Raw genomic sequence first — 16,981 nt, 5'->3', positions numbered from 1 at the left:
GAGCCCCCGTCCCGGAAAGGGACGGGGGCTCCTTCGTGAGGGGGGTTACCGGGCTGAGAGGGCCACGTTGACCAGGATGTTGGCGACGACCTGGCCGTTGCGCTTCTTGCCCGCGTCCTGCAGCAGGGCGTCGAGGACCCAGGCGATCTTCTGGTCCTGGGTGTCGCCGGGGGCGGAGACCTGCTTGAAGACGGGGCCGCCGTTGAAGGAGGCGGGCGTGACGACCGGGGCGGGGTCCGTGACCGGGGCGGGCTCGGTGGCCGGCGGCGGCGTGGTGGCCGGCGGGGGCTCGGTGCCGCCGAACTGGCCCAGGATCGTCTGCAGCGTGGCGATGATCGTGTTGATCTGGGTCGGCGTCAGCTTCATGGCCTCGGTGAACAGCTCGAAGAACCGGGTGAAGTCACCGGCGAGGAGCTGGCGGGCGATGTCGGCCATGGCGGGCGGGAACGCGGCCAGGACCTGCTCGACCAGGCTCAGTTCTTCGACGAGGGCGGCGGCCAGGACCTGGGCCTTGGAGGGGGCGGCCTGCGCCGGGGTGACGGCGGTCAGGGCCGGGGTGATGGCCAGGGCCAGGGTGGCGGCGGCCAGAGCGGGCTTGCGGATCTTCAAGGATGGCTCCTCGTGGGGCGGAACTCGGGGGGACGGCGAGGAGGAGGCTCGAACTCCCTCGCGTCGAGCCTGCTAAGAGTAGTGACAGAAATGAACAACTTTCAAGATCTGGCCCTTTCTGGTCCAGGCGTGACAAAAACCAACAAAAAGACGCTCCAGGGTCGAGCCCTGGAGCGTCCTTCGTGCTGATTCGCGCCGGTACCGGAGAGGTTACTTTCCGGAGGCCTTCAGCCAGTCCTTGTTCATCCGGCCGATGAACTCCAGCGGGATGCCCTTCGGGCAGGCCACGGTGCACTCGCCGGTGTTGGTGCAGCCGCCGAAGTCCAGCTCGTCGTGGGTCTTGACCATCTCGAGGACCCGGCTGTCACGCTCGGGCTGGCCCTGCGGGAGCAGGCCCAGGTGCGAGATCTTGGCCGACATGAACAGCGAGCCGGAACCGTTCGGGCAGGCCGCCACGCACGCGCCGCAGCCGATGCACTCGGCGGCGACGAACGCCTTGTCGGCGTCGGCCTTGGGCACCGGGGTGGCGTGCGCGTCCGGCGCGGTGCCGGTCGGGGCGGAGATGTAGCCGCCCGCCTCGATGATCTTGTCGAACGCGCCGCGGTCGACGACCAGGTCCTTGACGACCGGGAAGGCCTTGGCCCGCCACGGCTCGACGTCGATCGTCTCGCCGTCCCTGAACTTGCGCATGTGCAGCTGGCACGTGGTGGTGTTGCGCTCGGGACCGTGCGGCTGGCCGTTGATCACCAGCGAGCACATGCCGCAGATGCCCTCGCGGCAGTCGTGGTCGAACGCGATCGGCTCCTCGCCCTCCAGGGCCAGGCGCTCGTTGAGCACGTCGAGCATTTCCAGGAACGAGGCGTCCTCGGAGATGCCGTCGACGTCGTAGGTGACCATCTGGCCCTTGTCATCGGCGTTCTTCTGACGCCAGATGCGGAGCTTCAGCTTCATGAGATTCGCGCCTCTTACTTGTAAGAGCGGGTGCTGGGCTTGACGTATTCGAAGAGGAGCTCTTCCTTGTGGAGCACCGGCAGGTCACCGCCGGTCCACTCCCAGGCGGCGGCGTAGGAGAAGGCCTCGTCGTCGCGCTTGGCCTCGCCCTCCTCGTCCTGGGACTCGGCACGGAAGTGCCCGCCGCAGGACTCGGTGCGGTGCAGGGCGTCGACGCACATGAGCTCGCCGAGCTCCAGGAAGTCGGCGACCCGGCCGGCCTTCTCCAGCGACTGGTTCAGGTCGTCGCCGGAGCCCGGAACGGTCACGTTCTGCCAGAAGTCCTCACGCAGCTCGCGGATCATGCCGATGGCCTTGCGCAGGCCCTCGTCCGTCCGCTCCATGCCGCAGTACTCCCACATGATCTGGCCCAGCTCGCGGTGGTAGGAGTCCACCGTGCGGTTGCCCTTGATCGACAGGAACTTCTCGACCTGGGCCTTGACCGCGCCCTCGGCCTCCTGGACGGCCTCGTCCGGCACCGGGGCGGCCGGGTTCTTCGCCAGGTAGTCGCCGACGGTCTGCGGGATGACGAAGTAGCCGTCCGCCAGGCCCTGCATCAGCGCGGACGCGCCGAGGCGGTTGGCGCCGTGGTCGGAGAAGTTGGCCTCGCCCAGCACGAACATGCCGGGGATGGTCGACTCGAGGTCGTAGTCCACCCACAGGCCGCCCATCGTGTAGTGCACGGCGGGGTAGATGCGCATCGGCTGCTCGTACGGGTTCTCGCCCGTGATGCGCTCGTACATCTGGAAGAGGTTGTCGTACTTGGCCTCGACGGCCTTGCGGCCCAGACGCGTGATCGCGTCCTTGAAGTCCAGGTAGACGCCCAGGCCGCCGGGGCCGACGCCGCGGCCCTCGTCGCAGACGTTCTTGGCGGCGCGGGAGGCGATGTCACGCGGCACCAGGTTGCCGAACGCCGGGTAGATGCGCTCCAGGTAGTAGTCGCGCTCGTCCTCGGGGATGTCCGAAGGCCTGCGGGCGTCGCCCGCCTCCTTCGGCACCCACACGCGGCCGTCGTTGCGCAGCGACTCCGACATCAGGGTCAGCTTCGACTGGTGGTCGCCGGAGACCGGGATGCAGGTCGGGTGGATCTGCGTGTAGCAGGGGTTGGCGAACAGCGCGCCCTTCTTGTGCGCCCGCCAGGCCGCCGTCACGTTGGAGCCCATGGCGTTCGTGGACAGGAAGTACACGTTGCCGTAGCCGCCGGTCGCCAGGATGACCACGTCGGCGGTGTAGGACTTGATCTCGCCGGTGATCAGGTTGCGGACGACGACGCCGCGCGCCTTGCCCTCGTGCATGATCAGGTCGAGCATCTCGTGCCGGGCGTGCAGCTCGACGTTGCCGAGGTCCACCTGGCGCATCAGCGCCTGGTAGGCGCCGAGCAGCAGCTGCTGGCCCGTCTGGCCGCGGGCGTAGAACGTCCGGGAGACCTGCGCGCCGCCGAAGGAGCGGTTGTCGAGCAGGCCGCCGTACTCGCGGGCGAACGGGACGCCCTGCGCGACGCACTGGTCGATGATCTGGGTGGAGATCTCCGCCAGGCGGTGCACGTTCGACTCGCGGGCGCGGAAGTCGCCGCCCTTGACCGTGTCGTAGAACAGACGGTGCACCGAGTCGCCGTCGTTGCGGTAGTTCTTCGCGGCGTTGATGCCGCCCTGCGCGGCGATGGAGTGGGCGCGGCGCGGGGAGTCCTGGAAGCAGAACTGGATGACCTTGTAGCCCAGCTCGCCCAGGGTGGCGCCCGCCGAGCCGCCGGCCAGGCCGGTGCCGACGATGATGACGGTCTTCTTGCGCTTGTTGGCCGGGTTGACCAGCTTCACGTCGAACTTGCGCTGGGTCCAGCGGTCCGCGATCGGCGTGGACGCCGGGGCCTTGGTGTCGGCGACCGGGTCGCCGACGCGGAAGTATTCGGTCTCGCTCATTAGTCGATCAACCCCACGGTCACGGAGAAGGGAACAACCAGGAATCCGACGACGATCAGCAGGGAGAAGGCGGTGGCGAAGAGGTTCAGGGGAGCCTCGTGCTTCGGGTTCTTCAAACCGAGCGTCTGCACCGCGCTGACCAGGCCGTGGCGCAGGTGGAAGCCGAGCGCGATGACGGCGGCCGCGTAGAAGAGGGTCACCCACCAGCGGTCGGGGGCGAAACCGGCGACGACGTTCTGGTAGGCCTCGCCGTGCACGCCGTTCGGGTTCACGGTGCCGACCGTCAGGTCGAGGATGTGCCACACGAGGAAGAGCAGGATGATCACGCCGCCCCAGCGCATGGTGCGCGCCGCGTAGGAGCCGTTGACCTTCGCCCGGTGCTGGTACTTCACCGGACGGGCCCGCTTCGCCCGCGCCGTCAGCTCGGCGGCGGTGCTGAAGTGCAGGAAGATGACGACCAGCAGGCCCACCCGCTGGATCCACAGGAACCAGCCTTCGTGCAGGGCGGGTTCACCGAGGGTGCGCAACCAGGCCGCATAGCCGTTGAACTCCTGGAGCCCGAAGAAGATCTTCAGGTTTCCGATCATGTGCCCGAGAATGAAGAGCACCATCAGGCCGCCGGTCACGGCCATGATCGCTTTCTTGCCCACCGTGGACCGGTAGAGGGCGGGGATCGTCGCTATAGCCACGGGCCGAACCGTACAAATGTGACAACTATTAGGTCCAAGTCATGAACCTTCTAGTTTCCATAGCCGCAGACTATGAGTGCTGCCGGGCAGGCGAATTCGCCGGTTGGTTCAGACCACTCCGGTGACGGATTTCACATGCTCACCGGGAACCCCGGGAGGCCGTGAGCTGCCCGGACGGGACCTCGCGCCCCTTCCGAACCGGCTTCGAACTCACCGTACCCCTCACTTTTCCGGCCGCTCTCCGGGGTGCCCCGAAGGGATCGGCCCACACGAATTCCGCCGGGGGCGTCCCGGGCGACCGGAGCACGCCTCCTCCGCGCGCGGGGGCGCGGAGGAGGCGTGCTCCGGCGGGAGGGGTCAGCGGGCGGCCAGGGCGTCCTTGAGGAACGAGACCTGGAGGTGGAGCAGGTTCTCGGCGACGACCTCCTGAGGGGTCATGTGGGTGACCCCCGACAGCGGCAGGACGGTGTGCGGGCGTCCGGCGGCCAGGAGGGCGCTGGACAGGCGCAGGGTGTGGGCGGCCACGACGTTGTCGTCGGCGAGGCCGTGGATGATCATCAGGGGGCGCTCCAGCTTGGGGGCGTCCTCGATGAGGGAGTTGGCGACGTAGGCCTCGGGCTCCTCGTCGGGGTGGCCCAGGTAGCGCTCGGTGTAGTGGGTGTCGTACAGGCGCCAGTCGGTGACGGGGGCGCCCGCGACGGCGGCGTGGAAGACGTCGGGGCGGCGCAGGACGGCCAGGGCCGCCAGGAAGCCGCCGAAGGACCAGCCTCGGATCGCGACGCGGTCCAGGTCCAGCGGGTACCGCTCGGCGGCGGCCTGGAGGGCGGCGATCTGGTCCTCCAGGACGACGTCGCAGAAGTCGCCCGCGATGGTGCGCTCCCAGACCGGGCCGCGGCCCGCGCTGCCCCGGCCGTCGGCGATGACGACGGCGAAGCCCTGGTCGGCCAGCCACTGGGCCTCGCAGTACATGCGGCCCACCGCCAGGACGCGCTGGGCGTGCGGGCCCCCGTACGGGTCCATCAGCACGGGCAGCCGCTCGCCGGAGGCCGGGTCGAAACCGGACGGCAGCAGCACGGCGGTGCGGATCTCCCGCTGCCCGGCGGAGAACAGCGCGACGTCCGGGGTGATGACCGGCTGCTCGGCCAGGTTGGAGATCTCCACGCCGGTGCCGTGGATCCAGGTGCGGGAGCGGGTGGAGCCGAGGGTCGAGCCCGTCAGCACCGTCACCTCCCCGGCCCGGACCCCCGAGTACACGCCGGGCTCCTCCGTCAGCCGCGTGACGCCGCCCTCGGGGGAGTAGGTCCACACGTGGACCTCGGTCGGCTCCTGCGAGGCGGTGAACAGCACCGAGGCGCCCTGGACGCCCAGCACCGAGCGGACCTGGAGGCCCTCGGGGGTGACGGGCTCGCCGCCGACGGTCAGCCGCCGGGTGCCGTCGTCGTCGAGCGTCCAGACCAGGGCGCCCGAGGAGGTGCGGGCCGGGACCCCGGAGACGATCTCCAGCCAGATGGAGTCGTGGTCGGCGTGCTCGACGGTGGTCTCGCCGTCGAGGTCGTCCACGTTCAGGACGCGCAGGGTGCGCTGGTCGCGGGTCTGCACGACGATCAGCGGCCCCCGCTCGTTCCAGGAGGCGCAGACCAGGTAGGGGTACATGCCGCGGTCCCAGGCGACGGCCGCCCTGCCGGTGCCCTCGGCGGTCACGATGGACAGGGAGACGATGGCGTTGGCGGTGCCGGCCGCCGGGTAGGCGACCTCCTGCGCGGGCCGCTCGGGATTGGCAGGGTCGGCGATGTGCCAGCGCTGCACCGGCGTCTCGTCCACCCGGGCGACCAGGAGGTTGCGCCCGTCGGGCGACCACCAGTAGCCGCGCATCCGCCCCATCTCCTCGGCGGCGATGAACTCGGCCAGCCCGCACGAGATCTGCGGGCTCTCCGGCCTGGCCACGACGGTGTCGGCGCCGGTGGCCAGGTCGATCACGTGCAGGGAGCGCTCGGCGACGTAGGCGACCCGGCCGCCGCGCGGGTCGAGCCGGGGGTCGAACACCGGCGTCACGGCGTCCAGCTGCCGCACCGCGCCGCTCGCCAGGTCGACCAGGAACAGCTGCCCGGCCAGCGCGAAGACCGCTTTGCGGACGGCGTCGTCGGTCGTGTAGGCGACGATGCCGCCCGCGGCCTCCCTGGCGCGCTCCCGGCGGGCCCGCTCCTCGGCGGGCAGGTCGCCCTCGTCCACGTTCAGCCGGGCCGGGTCGGCCAGGAGGGTCTCCTCGCCGGTGGCCGGATCGAGCCGCCACAGGCAGGTGACGGGGTCTGTGCCGCCCCGGCTGCGCAGGAAGAGCACGGCCGAACCGTCGGGAGCGATCGTGATGCCGCGGGGCGCGCCCAGGGTGAAGCGGCGGGTCCTGGCGCTCTGCCGGGGAAAGCTCATCGTCATGCGTCCAGCGTAGGACGAGCCGCCGACACCCGGGCACGCCGCCGTCCCTCCTGCGGATCACCGCGGTCCCACCCCTGTGCCGTGACCGATCTCACATCGTCACTGGAGATCTACTGCGCTCTTCTCGTAATCAGAGCAAACTGGCAGCAGTCACCTCAGGCAGGGCGACACGACTCCGGGAGCCGTCCGATGAAGCAGATCACCCCCTTGCTCACCCTGGCCGCGGGAGTCATCGTGGGCGGCGTCGTCTACGGGCTCGACGTCCGCGCCTACAAGGACGACGGGCCGCCCGAGGCCGCCGCGCCCGCGGCCTCCTCCCCGGCGGTCGCTCCACCTCCGACGGCCGGATCCGCCGAGCCGAGCGCCTCCCCGTCCGGGGCCCCCGCCGCCGACGGCAGTTACGCCGGGTACGCCCAGGTCAAGGGACAGCGGGTCCCGCTGGCGATCACTATCCGGGCAGGCAGGGCCATCGCCTACCTGTGCGACGGGCAGAGCCTCGAGGCCTGGTTCAAGGGCGCGGTGGACACCGGGCTGAACCTCGTCGGGAAGAACGGGGCGGCCCTGACCGGCCGCTCCGCCTCCGGGGGGATCGCCGGCGAGGTCACCGTCGCCGGGGGCACCTACGCCTACACGCTCCAGGAGGCCCGCAAACCGTCCGGCCTGTACCGGGCGACGGGCCCCACCCGGGAGGCCATCGGCTGGATCGTCCAGGCCGGCGGGCAGGTCGGGTTGGCGACCTCTCCCGACGGCACCTCCCGTCCCGCGCCCGTCCTCGACCCCGCCACGTTGACCGCCACGGTCGACGGCGCCCAGATCACCGCAGCCCCCGCCGATCCGGAGGAATGATGGCCACCGCACCCCCGCCCGCCCCGCCCCCGCAGTCCGCCGCCCAGGCCCCGCCCGCCCCCGGCCCGTCCGCGGCCCTCCTGCTGGTCCCCCTGCTGGCGGGCTGCCTGGTCGCCGTCGCCCTGGGCGTCTACGGCGGCCTCCACGAACCGACGAGAGTGGGCGTCCTGCTCGCGGGGTTCTCCTCCGCGCCGGCCGCGAAGGCCTGGACCGCGACGGGGGCGATCGTCTTCGCGGGCGTCCAGCTGCTCTCGGCACTGGCCATCTACGGCAAGCTCGGCACGGCGCCCAAGTGGACGGGAGCCGTGCACCGCTGGTCGGGGCGGGCCGCCTTCCTGATCGCGATCCCGGTGGCCGTCCACTGCTTGTACGCCCTGGGCTTCCAGTCGGGAGACACCCGGGTCCTGCTGCACTCGCTGCTGGGCTGCCTGTTCTTCGGGGTCTTCACCGTCAAGATGCTCGGCCTGCGAATCGACCGGCTGCCCGGCTGGGCGCTGCCCGTCCTGGGCGGGCTGGCCTTCACCCTGCTGGTGGGGGTGTGGCTGCTGTCGTCCGTCTGGTTCTTCTCCACCAGCGGCCTCACCCCCTGAGGCGCCTCGGGATCTGAGGGACCCCCGGCCCGTGAGGCCCGGGGTCCCGGCGCCTCGGGGGCTACCCGACGAGGAACAGGTCGTCGCCGCGCAGCTCGACGGTGGCGGGGGGCAGGGGCTCGGACGCGGGCCCGCGGGCGACCGTTCCGTCGGCCACCTTGAACCTGCTGCCGTGGCACGGGCAAGCGGCCTCGGCGCCTTCGATCTTGTTGACGGTGCACCCCTGATGGGTGCAGACGGCCGAGAAGGCGACGTACTGGCCCGCCGTCGGTTGGCTGACGATGACCTTGGCGTCGGGGAAGACCTTGGAACCGCCGACAGGGACGTCGGCGGCCTTGCCGATCGCCTTGTCGGCGACCTCCTCGGGCTCCACCTTGCCGTAGACGCCGCAGCCGGTGGCGGCGAACGCCAGACCCGCGGCGCCGGTGGCCAGGACCGCGCGCCGTGAACTCGTGTGCTCCGTGATCGGGTCGCTCATGATCCGAATCGTGACACCTCCAACCCCCTCATGTCTCTCTATGGGAGGGAATCGGTTCCGTCCTATGGCGGACGGGTAAGCAACAATGGCGGGTGTGCAGCTCCAGCAACTGGCCTACTTCGTCGCGGTGGCGGAGATCCGCCACTTCACGCAGGCGGCCGAGTCGCTCGGCATCGCGCAGCCCTCGCTGTCCAAACAGATCCGGACGCTGGAGGGCGAGCTGGGCGCGCCGCTGTTCAGCCGGGCGCGCGGCAACATCACCCTGACCCCGGCCGGGGAGATCCTGCTCCCGCTGGCCAAGCGCATCCTCGCCGACGTCGACACCGCGCGGCTGGAGGTGCGGGAACTGGCCGGCCTGGTGCGCGGCCGGGTCCGGCTGGGCGCCACCCCGTCGCTGTGCGCGGGCCTGCTCGCGGACGTGCTGCGCCGCTTCCACGACGTCTATCCGGGCATCAGCCTCACCGTGGAGGAGGGCGGCTCCCGCGACCTGGTGCGCGAGCTGACCCGAGGCTCGCTGGACCTGGCGCTGGTCATCCTGCCGCTGGCCGAGGACACCCCGCTGGTGACCACCCCGATCCTGCGCGAGCACCTGGTCGTGGCGATGCCGGCCGACCAGCGTTCCCGGCGCTCCCCGATGTCCATCTCCGACCTGCGCGACCGCGACCTGGTGATGTTCCGCTCCGGGTACGACCTGCGCGACTCCACCATCGCCGCCTGCCGCCAGGCCGGTTTCGAGCCGCGTTTCGCGGTCGAGGGCGGCGAGATGGACGCGGTGCTGCGCTTCGTCGAGGTGGGGCTGGGCATCGCGGTGGTGCCCAGCATGGTGCTGGCCGGACGGCCCCGCCTGCGCGGCGTCCCGCTCACCGGGGCGGACAACCTGGCGAGCACGACGTCGGTCACCCGGCGGGAGCTGCCGCCGCCGCCGGGACTGCAGCGCACCATCGCGATCGCGCACCGCAAGGACGTCGCGCCCACGCACGCCGCCCGCGCCTTCCGGGGCATCCTGGAGGAGTTCCTGGTCGAGGCGGCGCGGGAGGAGACACTGCCGGCGGGCGTCCAGTACCTCTCCTGACCTGCCCCGGACCCCGGGGACTGATCGGCCGATCCTCGCTTCGCTGCGGTCGTCTGATCAGGTGCCGTTCCAGGTGCGCCACAGCGCGGCGTAGGAGCCGGACAGCGCGAGGAGCTCCTCGTGCGTGCCGAGCTCGGTGATCCGGCCGTCCTCGACGACCGCGACCCGGTCGGCGTCGTGCGCGGTGTGCAGCCGGTGCGCGATCGCGACGACCGTCCGGCCCTCCAGCACCGCGCCGAGGGACCGTTCGAGCTCGCGCGCCGCCTGCGGGTTCAGCAGCGAGGTCGCCTCGTCCAGGACCAGGGTGTGCGGGTCGGCGAGGACCAGCCGGGCCAGCGCGAGCTGCTGGGCCAGGGCGGAGGACAGCTCGGCGCCGCCGGAGCCGACGACCGTGTCCAGGCCGGGCCCCGACCAGCCGACGGCCTCCAGCGCGCCGGTCAGCTCCTCGTCGGAGGCGGGGCGCACCAGGGTGAGGTTCTCGCGCAGGGTGCCGCGGAAGACGTGGTGCTCCTGGCTGACCAGGGTGATCCGGTGGCGCAGCTCCTCCAGCGGCAGCTCGCTCAGCGGCACCGAGTCCAGCGTCACCGAGCCGGTGCGGGGCGCGTCGATCCCGGCGAGCAGCCGCCCGAGGGTGGACTTGCCCGCCCCGGACGGCCCGACGACCGCCAGCCGCTCGCCGGGCTTGAGGTCCAGGTCGACCCCGTGCAGCACGTCGCGGGTCCCGTAGGCGTACCGGACGTCCTGCGCCGACAGCTCCACCCCGTCGGGGGCCTCGCGGTTCTTGCGGTCCTCGGCGAGGCCGGCGACGCCCAGCAGCCGGGCGAGCGAGGACCCGCCCAGCTGGAGTTCGTCGAGCTCGGCCAGCAGCAGGTTCAGCGGATGGGCGAGCTGCTGGACGTACAGCGTCGCCGCCGTCACCTGGGCCAGGGAGGCGTGCCCGTTCAGGTACAGCCAGCCGCCGAACAGCAGGGTCAGCGTGACGGGGAAGACATAGGACAGCTCCAGGACGGGGTACCAGACGGTGCGCAACCGCAGGGACCGGCGTTCGGCCGCGTAGCTGAGCGCCATCTGCGCGTCGGCCTGATCCCTGCGCGACCGCTCCCTGCCCAGCGCCACCACCGTCCGGGCGCCGTTCACCGTCTCGGCGAGCCCGTCGATGACCTCCGCCCAGGCGGCGTTCTCACGCAGGTAGGCGTCGCGGGCGCGGCTCAGGTACCAGCGGGTGCTGATCCACAGCACCGGCACGACCAGCAGGACGGGCAGCACCAGCAGGGGGCCCGTCAGCACCAGCGCGCCCAGGGTGCACAGGCAGGTGACCAGGGCGATCACCACCTGGAGCAGGCCGTGGCGCACCGACCGGTTGAGGGTGTCGATGTCCCGGGTGGTGCGGGAGAGCAGGTCGCCCGTCCCGGCGCGTTCCACGGTCGCCAGCGGGAGCCGGAGCACCCGTTCGACGAACTCCTCGCGCAGTTCGGCCAGGACCCGTTCGCCGAGCCGCGAGGAGGCGGCGAACGCCTGCCGGGTCAGCACCGCCTGCAGGACCACGAACACGGCGATGCCGACCGCGATCAGGTCGATCCGCCGGGCGTCGGGGTTCTCCAGCAGCCGGCTCAGCAGCCAGGGCGTGGTCAGGCCGCTGGCGGTGGCCAGCGCGTGCAGGGCCAGCGCGAGGCCCAGGGGGCGGGGGTGCCGCCGCACCAGCAGCCCGGTGTAGGCCCGTACCTCCGCGGCGGAGGCCACCGGCAGTCGCATGATCACTCCTTGGTTCCGGCGCCGGCGGTCTGCCTGGTGACGGCGGCCCGGTAGTCGGGGGCCCGGTCGAGCAGCTCGCGGTGCGCGCCTTCGGCGGCGACCTCGCCGCCGGAGACCCAGACGACCCGGTCGGCCCGGTCCAGGACGAGGGGGCTGGAGGTGAACACGACGGTGGTGCGTCCCGCCCGGTGCCCGGCGAGCCGCTCGGCGACGCGCGCCTCGGTGTGCGCGTCGACGGCGCTGGTCGGCTCGACCAGGATGAGCACCTCCGGGTCGGCGGCCAGGGCCCGCGCGAGTTTGAGCCGCTGCTGCTGTCCGCCCGAGAACTCCCGGCCGCCCTCGGCCACGAGGCCGTCCAGCCCCGTCGTCTCGACGACGTCCTCGGCGCAGGCCGTCCGGATCGCCCGGCGCAGGGCGCGCTCGTCGCCGTCCGGGGACAGTTCGGCGGCCAGGGCGCCGGTGAACAGCCGGTCCTCGTTCCCGCTGACGAGGATCCGGCGGCGCAGCCCCGCCAGTTCGGCGAGCGGGACCCCGCCGTAGCGGACTCCCTCGCCGGTGTACCCGCCGAGCCGGTCGGCCAGCTCCCCTGCCCGCTCGCCCGCGACGACCGCGGTGAGCAGACCCGGCTCGGCCCGCAGTCCGGAGCCCGGATCGACCAGCACGGCGGCTTCGGGCCCGTCGGGTTCGCGCGTCCCGTCACCGGGGTGCTCGGGTTCCAGCGCCAGGAGGCGGACGACGCGGGCCGCCGCCACATGGGCCTTGATGAAGGACTCGGCGGCGTCGGCGAGCGTCCACAGCGGGTTCACCAGGAACGCGGTGTAGCCGTAGGCGGCGACGAGCTCTCCGGCGCTGATCGTCCCCGCGGCCAGCTGGTGGGCGCCCAGCCAGGTGACGGCCAGGACCAGCAGTCCGGGCAGCAGCACGCCCGCGCCCTTGAGGGTGGCCTCGGCGCCGGCCGTGTGCGCCCCGGCCCCCCTGAGCCGCTGGGACCGGGCGCGGAAGCCCCGGCCGAACGGCTCCTCGCCGCCCAGCCCGCGCAGCACCCGCAGCCCGGCGACGAGGTCGGCGGCCTGGCCGGTCACCTCCCCCTCCAGCTCGCGCTGCAGGGTCCGCCGCCGGTGCACCGGGCGCATCAGGGGGGCGCTGACCGCCATGATCAGCGGGACGCCGAGCAGGACCACCAGGCCCAGGCGCGGCGTGGAGGCCAGCAGGACGACCGTCACCGTCGCGATCGCGATCACCGCGCCGGAGCCGCGGGTGAGGATCTCCACCGCGGAGGACAGCTTCGAGACGTCCGAGACGCCGACCGCGACGACCTCCCCGGTGCTCATCCGCCTGGGCAGGGTCGCGCCCAGCCGGGTGGCCTGCCGGGTGACGAACTGGACGGTGCGGTAGGCGGTGTCCAGCCAGACGAAGACCGCCAGCCGGTGCAGGGGCGTCCCCACGGCGGCCTGGACGAGGCCGAGCAGCAGCAGGATCAGGGACCAGCGCAGCAATTCCGACTCGTCCCGTCCGACCAGGCCCCGGTCGACGGCGCGGCCGATCGCGGCCGGCATGAGCGCCTGGACGGCCATGAAGACGGCGCTCAGGCCGATGGCGGGGAGGAGTGTCCGCGCCTGCGCGCGTGCCAGCCACCCGAGGAACCGCCAAGGTCCGCGATGGTCGGGCGTCCCCGGGTCGGAGAGCGGCAGAGAGCGCATCCTCTGACGGTAAGTAACAAAGTGTTGACGATGCCAACCATTTTTTTTCCGGCTCTCCTCCCGGTCAGTGCCGGTAGGGCCGTTATCGGGTGTGGAGCCGGGGGACCCTGGTATCCGGAGTGGTCCGCACCGCTGATTAGGCTGCTGCACATGAGCGATCGCCGCATCCTGTTCATGCACGCCCATCCCGACGACGAATCGATCAATACGGGCGCGACCATGGCCCGGTACGCGGCGGAAGGCGCCCATGTCACCCTCGTCACCTGCACGCTGGGGGAGGAGGGCGAGATCATCCCGCCGGAGTACGCCGAACTCGCCTCCGACCAGCAGGACAGGCTGGGCGAGCACCGGATCTCCGAGCTGGCCGACGCCTGCAAGGCCCTGGGCGTCGCCGACCACCGGCTCCTGGGCGGCGCGGGCCGCTGGCGGGACTCGGGCATGGCGGGCGTGGCCTCCAACGAGCGGCCCGGCGCGTTCTGGCAGGCCGACCCGGACGAGGCGGCGGCCCAGCTCGAGGAGATCGTCCGCGAGGTCAGGCCGCAGGTGATCGTCACCTACGACGACAACGGCTACTACGGCCACCCGGACCACATCCAGGCGCACAAGATCTCGTGGCGGGCGTTCGAGAACTCCCAGGGCACCGACTGGCAGGTCGACAAGTTCTACGCCATCGCCATGCCGCGCTCGGTGCTGGCCCGCTCGGTGGCGGTGCTGAAGGCCAGCAGCCCCTTCCGCAGCCCCGGCAGCGTGGACGAGCTGCCCTACGGCGTTCCCGACGACCAGGTGACGACGGCCATCGACTGCCGTCCCTACCTGCCGCAGAAGCTCGCGGCCCTGGCCGCCCACCGCAGCCAGATCACCGTCGAGGGCGCCTATTTCGCGCTGTCCAACAAGGTCGGCCAGCAGGCCTTCGGGGTGGAGTACTACACCAGGCTGGCGGGGCCCGAGGGGCCTCGGGGAGCGGACGGGCGTGAGAACGACCTGTTCGGCGGGCTAACCTGATTTTTCGTGAACAGGTCGGACAGTGTCCTCACGGGCGCACTCTACGGACTTCTCGCGCTGGGGGGCGTGTTCCTCGCCCTGGTCGGCTCCTTCAGCTACGGGCGCTCGCCTCTGGCCGCCCTGGGGCTGTGCGCGCTCAACCTGGTGGCCTTCCGCGCCGCGGGCTGGGCGGCCGGCGGGCGCACCGGCGCGTTGATCCCCGCCGCGACCTGGCTCACCACCGCCGGGCTGCTCTCGACGGCCCGCGCCGAGGGTGACGTGATCATCACCGGCGGCGCCCTCGGGATGGTCTTCCTGCTCGGCGGGGCCTTCGCCGCGCTGGCCGCCGTCGCCCTCACCCCCGCCGCCCGCTCCTGGCTGACTGGACTGCCGCATGACGTCCCCGCCCGATCCCGCTGAGTTCCGCCGCGTGGTCGGGCGCTTCGCCACCGGCATCACGGTGGTGACGGCCGTCGCGGACGGGGTCGACCACGCGATGACGATGAACGCCTTCACCTCCGTCTCGCTCGACCCCCTGCTCGTCCTCTTCTGCGTGGAGAAGAAGGCCCGTTTCCACAAGGTCGTGCTGGACGCCGGGACCTGGGCGGTGTCCATCCTGGGGGAGGGCTCCGAGGCCGCCTCGTCCTGGTTCGCCACCCGGGGCCGCCGCTGGGAGGACCAGCTGGAGGGCTGGGCGACCCACCGCGGCGAGGTCACCGGTGTTCCCGTCCTGGCCGAGGCCATCGGCGCGCTGGAATGCCGCACCCACTCCGTCCACGACGCGGGCGACCACACCGTGGTGATCGGCGAGGTGCTGTCCGCCGGCTCCCCGTCGGAGGCCGACCCGCTGCTGTACTACCAGGGCGCCTACCGCACGCTCCGGAGCGAGTGACCGGGTAAAAAAAGAACCATGGATCCCGCGCCTGTTTCCCGGGACGGCGGGCAGATTTAGCCTGAATTCATGACGACCACTTCCGCCCGGCTGCTGGAGCTGTCCGACGCGCATTCGGCGCACACCTACCATCCGCTTCCCGTGGTGATCTCCCGGGCGGAGGGCGTCTGGCTGACCGACGTGGAGGGCAGGCGTTATCTGGACATGCTCGCCGCCTACTCGGCGGTCAATTTCGGGCATGCCAATCCGAGGCTGACCGCCAGGGCGAAGGAGCAGCTCGACCGGGTCACGCTGGTCAGCAGGGCCTTCGAGCACGACCAGTTCGGCCCGTTCGTACGGGACCTGGCCGCACTGTGCGGCAAGGACATGGTGCTGCCCATGAACTCCGGCGCGGAAGGCGTCGAGACGGCGCTGAAGACCGCGCGGAAATGGGGTTACGAGGTCAAGGGCGTGCCCCCGGGAAAAGCCAACGTCATCGCTTTCCGCGGCAATTTCCACGGGCGGACCACAACGATCATCTCCTTCTCCGACGACCCGGACGCGCACGACTCCTACGGCCCCTACACGCCGGGTTTCCGGCTCGTGCCGTACGGGGACCTCGAGGCGCTGCGGGCGGCGGTCGACGGCGCGACGGTGGCCGTCCTGATCGAGCCGATCCAGGGCGAGGCGGGGGTGAACGTGCCGCCGTCGGGGTTCCTGCGGGCGGTCCGCGAACTGTGCACCGAGACCGGGGTCCTGATGATCGACGACGAGGTCCAGGCGGGCCTCGGCCGGACGGGGCGGACGTTCGCGGCCGACCACGAGGACGTCGTCCCCGACGTCTACATCCTCGGCAAGGCGCTGGGCGGCGGGATCATGCCGGTGTCGGCGGTGGTCGCGGACCGGGACGTGCTGGGGGTGTTCGAGCCGGGCCAGCACGGCTCCACGTTCGGCGGCAACCCGCTGGCGTGCGCGATCGGCCGGGAGGTCGTCGCGATGCTCAGGGAGGGCGCCTACCAGCGGCACTCGGCCGAGCTCGGCGCCTATCTGCACGAGCGGCTGGGCTCGCTGCCGGGGGTGGAGGGCGTGTCGGGCCGGGGCCTGTGGGCCGGGCTGAGCCTGGGGCGCGCGGCCAGGCCGGTGTCCGAGCGGCTGATGGAGCTGGGCGTGCTGGCCAAGGAGACCCACGAGACGGTCCTGCGGCTGGCGCCACCCCTGGTGATCACCAGGGAGGAGCTGGACTGGGCGCTGGAGCGGCTGGAGGCCGCACTGGCCGTGAGCCAGGGAGCTACCGGTCGGTAGGATTTCGGTCATGACCTTCGCGACGGCAGACCTCATCGACGACTTCGACGCCGAACTGCTCAGCTGTGAGACCCAGTTCCGCCAGTACGGCGGCAACCCCGTCTTCGGCGGTCCCATCACCACGATCCGCTGCTTCCGCGACAACGGCCTCGTGAAGCGCACGCTGAACGGCCCGGGCCGGGGTCGGGTCCTCGTCGTCGACGGCGGCGGCTCCCTGGCCTCCGCGCTGTGCGGCGACCTCATCGCCAAGGCGGCCGTCGACAACGGCTGGGGCGGGATCGTCGTCCACGGAGCCGTCCGCGACACCGTCACCCTCGCCACGCTGCCGATCGGCATCAAGGCGCTCGGCTCCAACCCGCGCAAGAGCGCCAAGGACGCCGCCGGCGAGACGGACGTGCCCGTCACGTTCGGCGGCGTGGAGTTCAAGCCCGGCGACTGGCTCTACAGCGACTACGACGGCATCGTCGTCGCCGCCCGTGACGTGCTGGCCGGGCCGGTCGACGAGGCCTGACCGGCCGCGCTACCTGCTCGCGCCGGGCTGGATCCGGCTCATCAGGGTGGAGAACTCCTCCAGGGTCAGCTTGCCGTCGAGGCTGAGGTCGGCGGTCAGCATGATCTCGACCACCCGCGCGGTGCTGGCCTCCTGGCCGAGCGCGCGCATCAGGTTGCGCAGCTCGTCGGTGTCGATGTAGCCGTCGCCGTCGGCATCGATCAGATCAAAAGTCGCCTTGTACTCATTCGTCACGCGTGCACCG

The 16,981-nt window shown here is 71.7% G+C and carries 17 protein-coding genes; 8 read left to right on the top strand and 9 right to left on the bottom strand.

Features of this window, described 5'->3' with window-relative positions; genetic code table 11:
* Positions 1–45 precede the first annotated feature (45 nt).
* From ABD327_RS09120 to ABD327_RS09100, 5 genes are all read right to left on the bottom strand, one after another.
* Complete coding sequence (locus tag ABD327_RS09120) at positions 46–609, bottom strand: hypothetical protein (protein ID WP_344449797.1); 564 nt, start codon at positions 607–609, stop codon at positions 46–48.
* Between the two features lie 210 nt (positions 610–819).
* The gene (locus tag ABD327_RS09115; protein ID WP_344449796.1) at positions 820–1,560 is read right to left on the bottom strand and encodes a succinate dehydrogenase/fumarate reductase iron-sulfur subunit; all 741 of its coding nucleotides are present in this window, start codon (positions 1,558–1,560) and stop codon (positions 820–822) included.
* Between the two features lie 14 nt (positions 1,561–1,574).
* The gene (locus tag ABD327_RS09110) at positions 1,575–3,515 is read right to left on the bottom strand and encodes a fumarate reductase/succinate dehydrogenase flavoprotein subunit (RefSeq protein ID WP_344449795.1); all 1,941 of its coding nucleotides are present in this window, start codon (positions 3,513–3,515) and stop codon (positions 1,575–1,577) included.
* Complete coding sequence (locus ABD327_RS09105) at positions 3,515–4,204, bottom strand: succinate dehydrogenase cytochrome b subunit (RefSeq protein ID WP_344449794.1); 690 nt, start codon at positions 4,202–4,204, stop codon at positions 3,515–3,517. Before ABD327_RS09105 ends, ABD327_RS09110 begins: the two co-directional genes overlap by 1 nt.
* Positions 4,205–4,561: 357 nt before the next feature.
* Positions 4,562–6,634 carry a S9 family peptidase gene (locus ABD327_RS09100; RefSeq protein ID WP_344449793.1) on the bottom strand — a complete coding sequence of 691 codons (2,073 nt, stop codon included), beginning with the start codon at positions 6,632–6,634 and terminating at the stop codon, positions 4,562–4,564.
* A 189-nt stretch (positions 6,635–6,823) separates the two neighbouring features.
* Here ABD327_RS09100 and ABD327_RS09095 point away from each other — a divergent pair, with 189 nt between their 5' ends.
* Positions 6,824–7,480 (top strand): hypothetical protein, encoded by a 657-nt coding sequence (locus ABD327_RS09095; protein WP_344449791.1) that lies wholly within the window; start codon positions 6,824–6,826, stop codon positions 7,478–7,480.
* Complete coding sequence (locus tag ABD327_RS09090) at positions 7,480–8,070, top strand: DUF6529 family protein (RefSeq protein ID WP_344449790.1); 591 nt, start codon at positions 7,480–7,482, stop codon at positions 8,068–8,070. The genes ABD327_RS09095 and ABD327_RS09090 overlap by 1 nt, the downstream gene beginning before the upstream one ends.
* A 61-nt stretch (positions 8,071–8,131) precedes the next feature.
* Here the strand turns inward: ABD327_RS09090 and ABD327_RS09085 are convergent, their stop codons facing one another.
* Positions 8,132–8,548: a Rieske (2Fe-2S) protein gene (locus ABD327_RS09085; RefSeq protein ID WP_344449789.1), complete on the bottom strand. Its 417-nt coding sequence runs from the start codon at positions 8,546–8,548 to the stop codon at positions 8,132–8,134.
* 94 nt (positions 8,549–8,642) lie between these two features.
* Here ABD327_RS09085 and ABD327_RS09080 point away from each other — a divergent pair, with 94 nt between their 5' ends.
* Positions 8,643–9,620: a LysR family transcriptional regulator gene (locus tag ABD327_RS09080; RefSeq protein WP_344449788.1), complete on the top strand. Its 978-nt coding sequence runs from the start codon at positions 8,643–8,645 to the stop codon at positions 9,618–9,620.
* A gap of 57 nt (positions 9,621–9,677) precedes the next feature.
* On the opposite strand, the gene ABD327_RS09075 is transcribed toward ABD327_RS09080, so the two are convergent.
* Together ABD327_RS09075 and ABD327_RS09070 are read right to left on the bottom strand one after the other, a co-directional pair.
* Positions 9,678–11,372 carry an ABC transporter ATP-binding protein gene (locus ABD327_RS09075; RefSeq protein ID WP_344449787.1) on the bottom strand — a complete coding sequence of 565 codons (1,695 nt, stop codon included), beginning with the start codon at positions 11,370–11,372 and terminating at the stop codon, positions 9,678–9,680.
* Between the two features lie 2 nt (positions 11,373–11,374).
* Positions 11,375–13,072: an ABC transporter transmembrane domain-containing protein gene (locus tag ABD327_RS09070; protein ID WP_344449786.1), complete on the bottom strand. Its 1,698-nt coding sequence runs from the start codon at positions 13,070–13,072 to the stop codon at positions 11,375–11,377.
* 150 nt (positions 13,073–13,222) lie between these two features.
* On the opposite strand from ABD327_RS09070, the gene mshB reads away from it, so the two are divergent.
* The 5 genes from mshB to rraA all read left to right on the top strand — a co-directional run bounded on the left by mshB (position 13,223) and on the right by rraA (position 16,737).
* On the top strand, positions 13,223–14,074 hold the full coding sequence (gene mshB / locus ABD327_RS09065; protein WP_344449785.1) for an N-acetyl-1-D-myo-inositol-2-amino-2-deoxy-alpha-D-glucopyranoside deacetylase: 852 nt from the start codon (positions 13,223–13,225) through the stop codon (positions 14,072–14,074).
* A 6-nt stretch (positions 14,075–14,080) separates the two neighbouring features.
* Positions 14,081–14,473: a DUF6113 family protein gene (locus tag ABD327_RS09060; protein WP_344449784.1), complete on the top strand. Its 393-nt coding sequence runs from the start codon at positions 14,081–14,083 to the stop codon at positions 14,471–14,473.
* Entirely contained in the window at positions 14,448–14,945 is a 498-nt protein-coding gene (locus ABD327_RS09055; RefSeq protein ID WP_344449783.1) for a flavin reductase family protein, read from the top strand. Before ABD327_RS09060 ends, ABD327_RS09055 begins: the two co-directional genes overlap by 26 nt.
* Before the next feature lie 69 nt (positions 14,946–15,014).
* Complete coding sequence (gene rocD, locus ABD327_RS09050; protein ID WP_344449782.1) at positions 15,015–16,226, top strand: ornithine--oxo-acid transaminase; 1,212 nt, start codon at positions 15,015–15,017, stop codon at positions 16,224–16,226.
* Positions 16,227–16,236: 10 nt separating this feature from the next.
* Positions 16,237–16,737: a ribonuclease E activity regulator RraA gene (rraA, locus tag ABD327_RS09045; RefSeq protein ID WP_344449781.1), complete on the top strand. Its 501-nt coding sequence runs from the start codon at positions 16,237–16,239 to the stop codon at positions 16,735–16,737.
* A 9-nt stretch (positions 16,738–16,746) separates the two neighbouring features.
* Here rraA and ABD327_RS09040 read toward each other — a convergent pair whose 3' ends face one another.
* Positions 16,747–16,971: an EF-hand domain-containing protein gene (locus ABD327_RS09040; RefSeq protein ID WP_344449780.1), complete on the bottom strand. Its 225-nt coding sequence runs from the start codon at positions 16,969–16,971 to the stop codon at positions 16,747–16,749.
* Positions 16,972–16,981 lie beyond the last annotated feature (10 nt).

This window comes from Actinocorallia aurantiaca (genome assembly GCF_039533685.1).
In the GTDB taxonomy this organism is placed as follows: Bacteria; Actinomycetota; Actinomycetes; order Streptosporangiales; family Streptosporangiaceae; genus Actinocorallia; species Actinocorallia aurantiaca.
The sequence above is the reverse complement of the archived record's forward strand: the minus strand, read 5'-3'. Positions and strand labels throughout refer to the sequence as shown.

What these genes read in the sequence shown, in the direction of transcription:
- ABD327_RS09115 (WP_344449796.1), bottom strand. Translation starts at nt 1,560, where the DNA reads ATGAAGCTGAAGCTCCGCATCTGGCGTCAGAAGAACGCCGATGACAAG.
- ABD327_RS09110 (WP_344449795.1), bottom strand. Translation starts at nt 3,515, where the DNA reads ATGAGCGAGACCGAATACTTCCGCGTCGGCGACCCGGTCGCCGACACC.
- ABD327_RS09100 (WP_344449793.1), bottom strand. Translation starts at nt 6,634, where the DNA reads ATGACGATGAGCTTTCCCCGGCAGAGCGCCAGGACCCGCCGCTTCACC.
- ABD327_RS09095 (WP_344449791.1), top strand. Translation starts at nt 6,824, where the DNA reads ATGAAGCAGATCACCCCCTTGCTCACCCTGGCCGCGGGAGTCATCGTG.
- ABD327_RS09090 (WP_344449790.1), top strand. Translation starts at nt 7,480, where the DNA reads ATGGCCACCGCACCCCCGCCCGCCCCGCCCCCGCAGTCCGCCGCCCAG.
- ABD327_RS09085 (WP_344449789.1), bottom strand. Translation starts at nt 8,548, where the DNA reads ATGAGCGACCCGATCACGGAGCACACGAGTTCACGGCGCGCGGTCCTG.
- ABD327_RS09075 (WP_344449787.1), bottom strand. Translation starts at nt 11,372, where the DNA reads ATGCGACTGCCGGTGGCCTCCGCCGCGGAGGTACGGGCCTACACCGGG.
- ABD327_RS09070 (WP_344449786.1), bottom strand. Translation starts at nt 13,072, where the DNA reads ATGCGCTCTCTGCCGCTCTCCGACCCGGGGACGCCCGACCATCGCGGA.
- mshB (WP_344449785.1), top strand. Translation starts at nt 13,223, where the DNA reads ATGAGCGATCGCCGCATCCTGTTCATGCACGCCCATCCCGACGACGAA.
- ABD327_RS09055 (WP_344449783.1), top strand. Translation starts at nt 14,448, where the DNA reads ATGACGTCCCCGCCCGATCCCGCTGAGTTCCGCCGCGTGGTCGGGCGC.
- rocD (WP_344449782.1), top strand. Translation starts at nt 15,015, where the DNA reads ATGACGACCACTTCCGCCCGGCTGCTGGAGCTGTCCGACGCGCATTCG.
- rraA (WP_344449781.1), top strand. Translation starts at nt 16,237, where the DNA reads ATGACCTTCGCGACGGCAGACCTCATCGACGACTTCGACGCCGAACTG.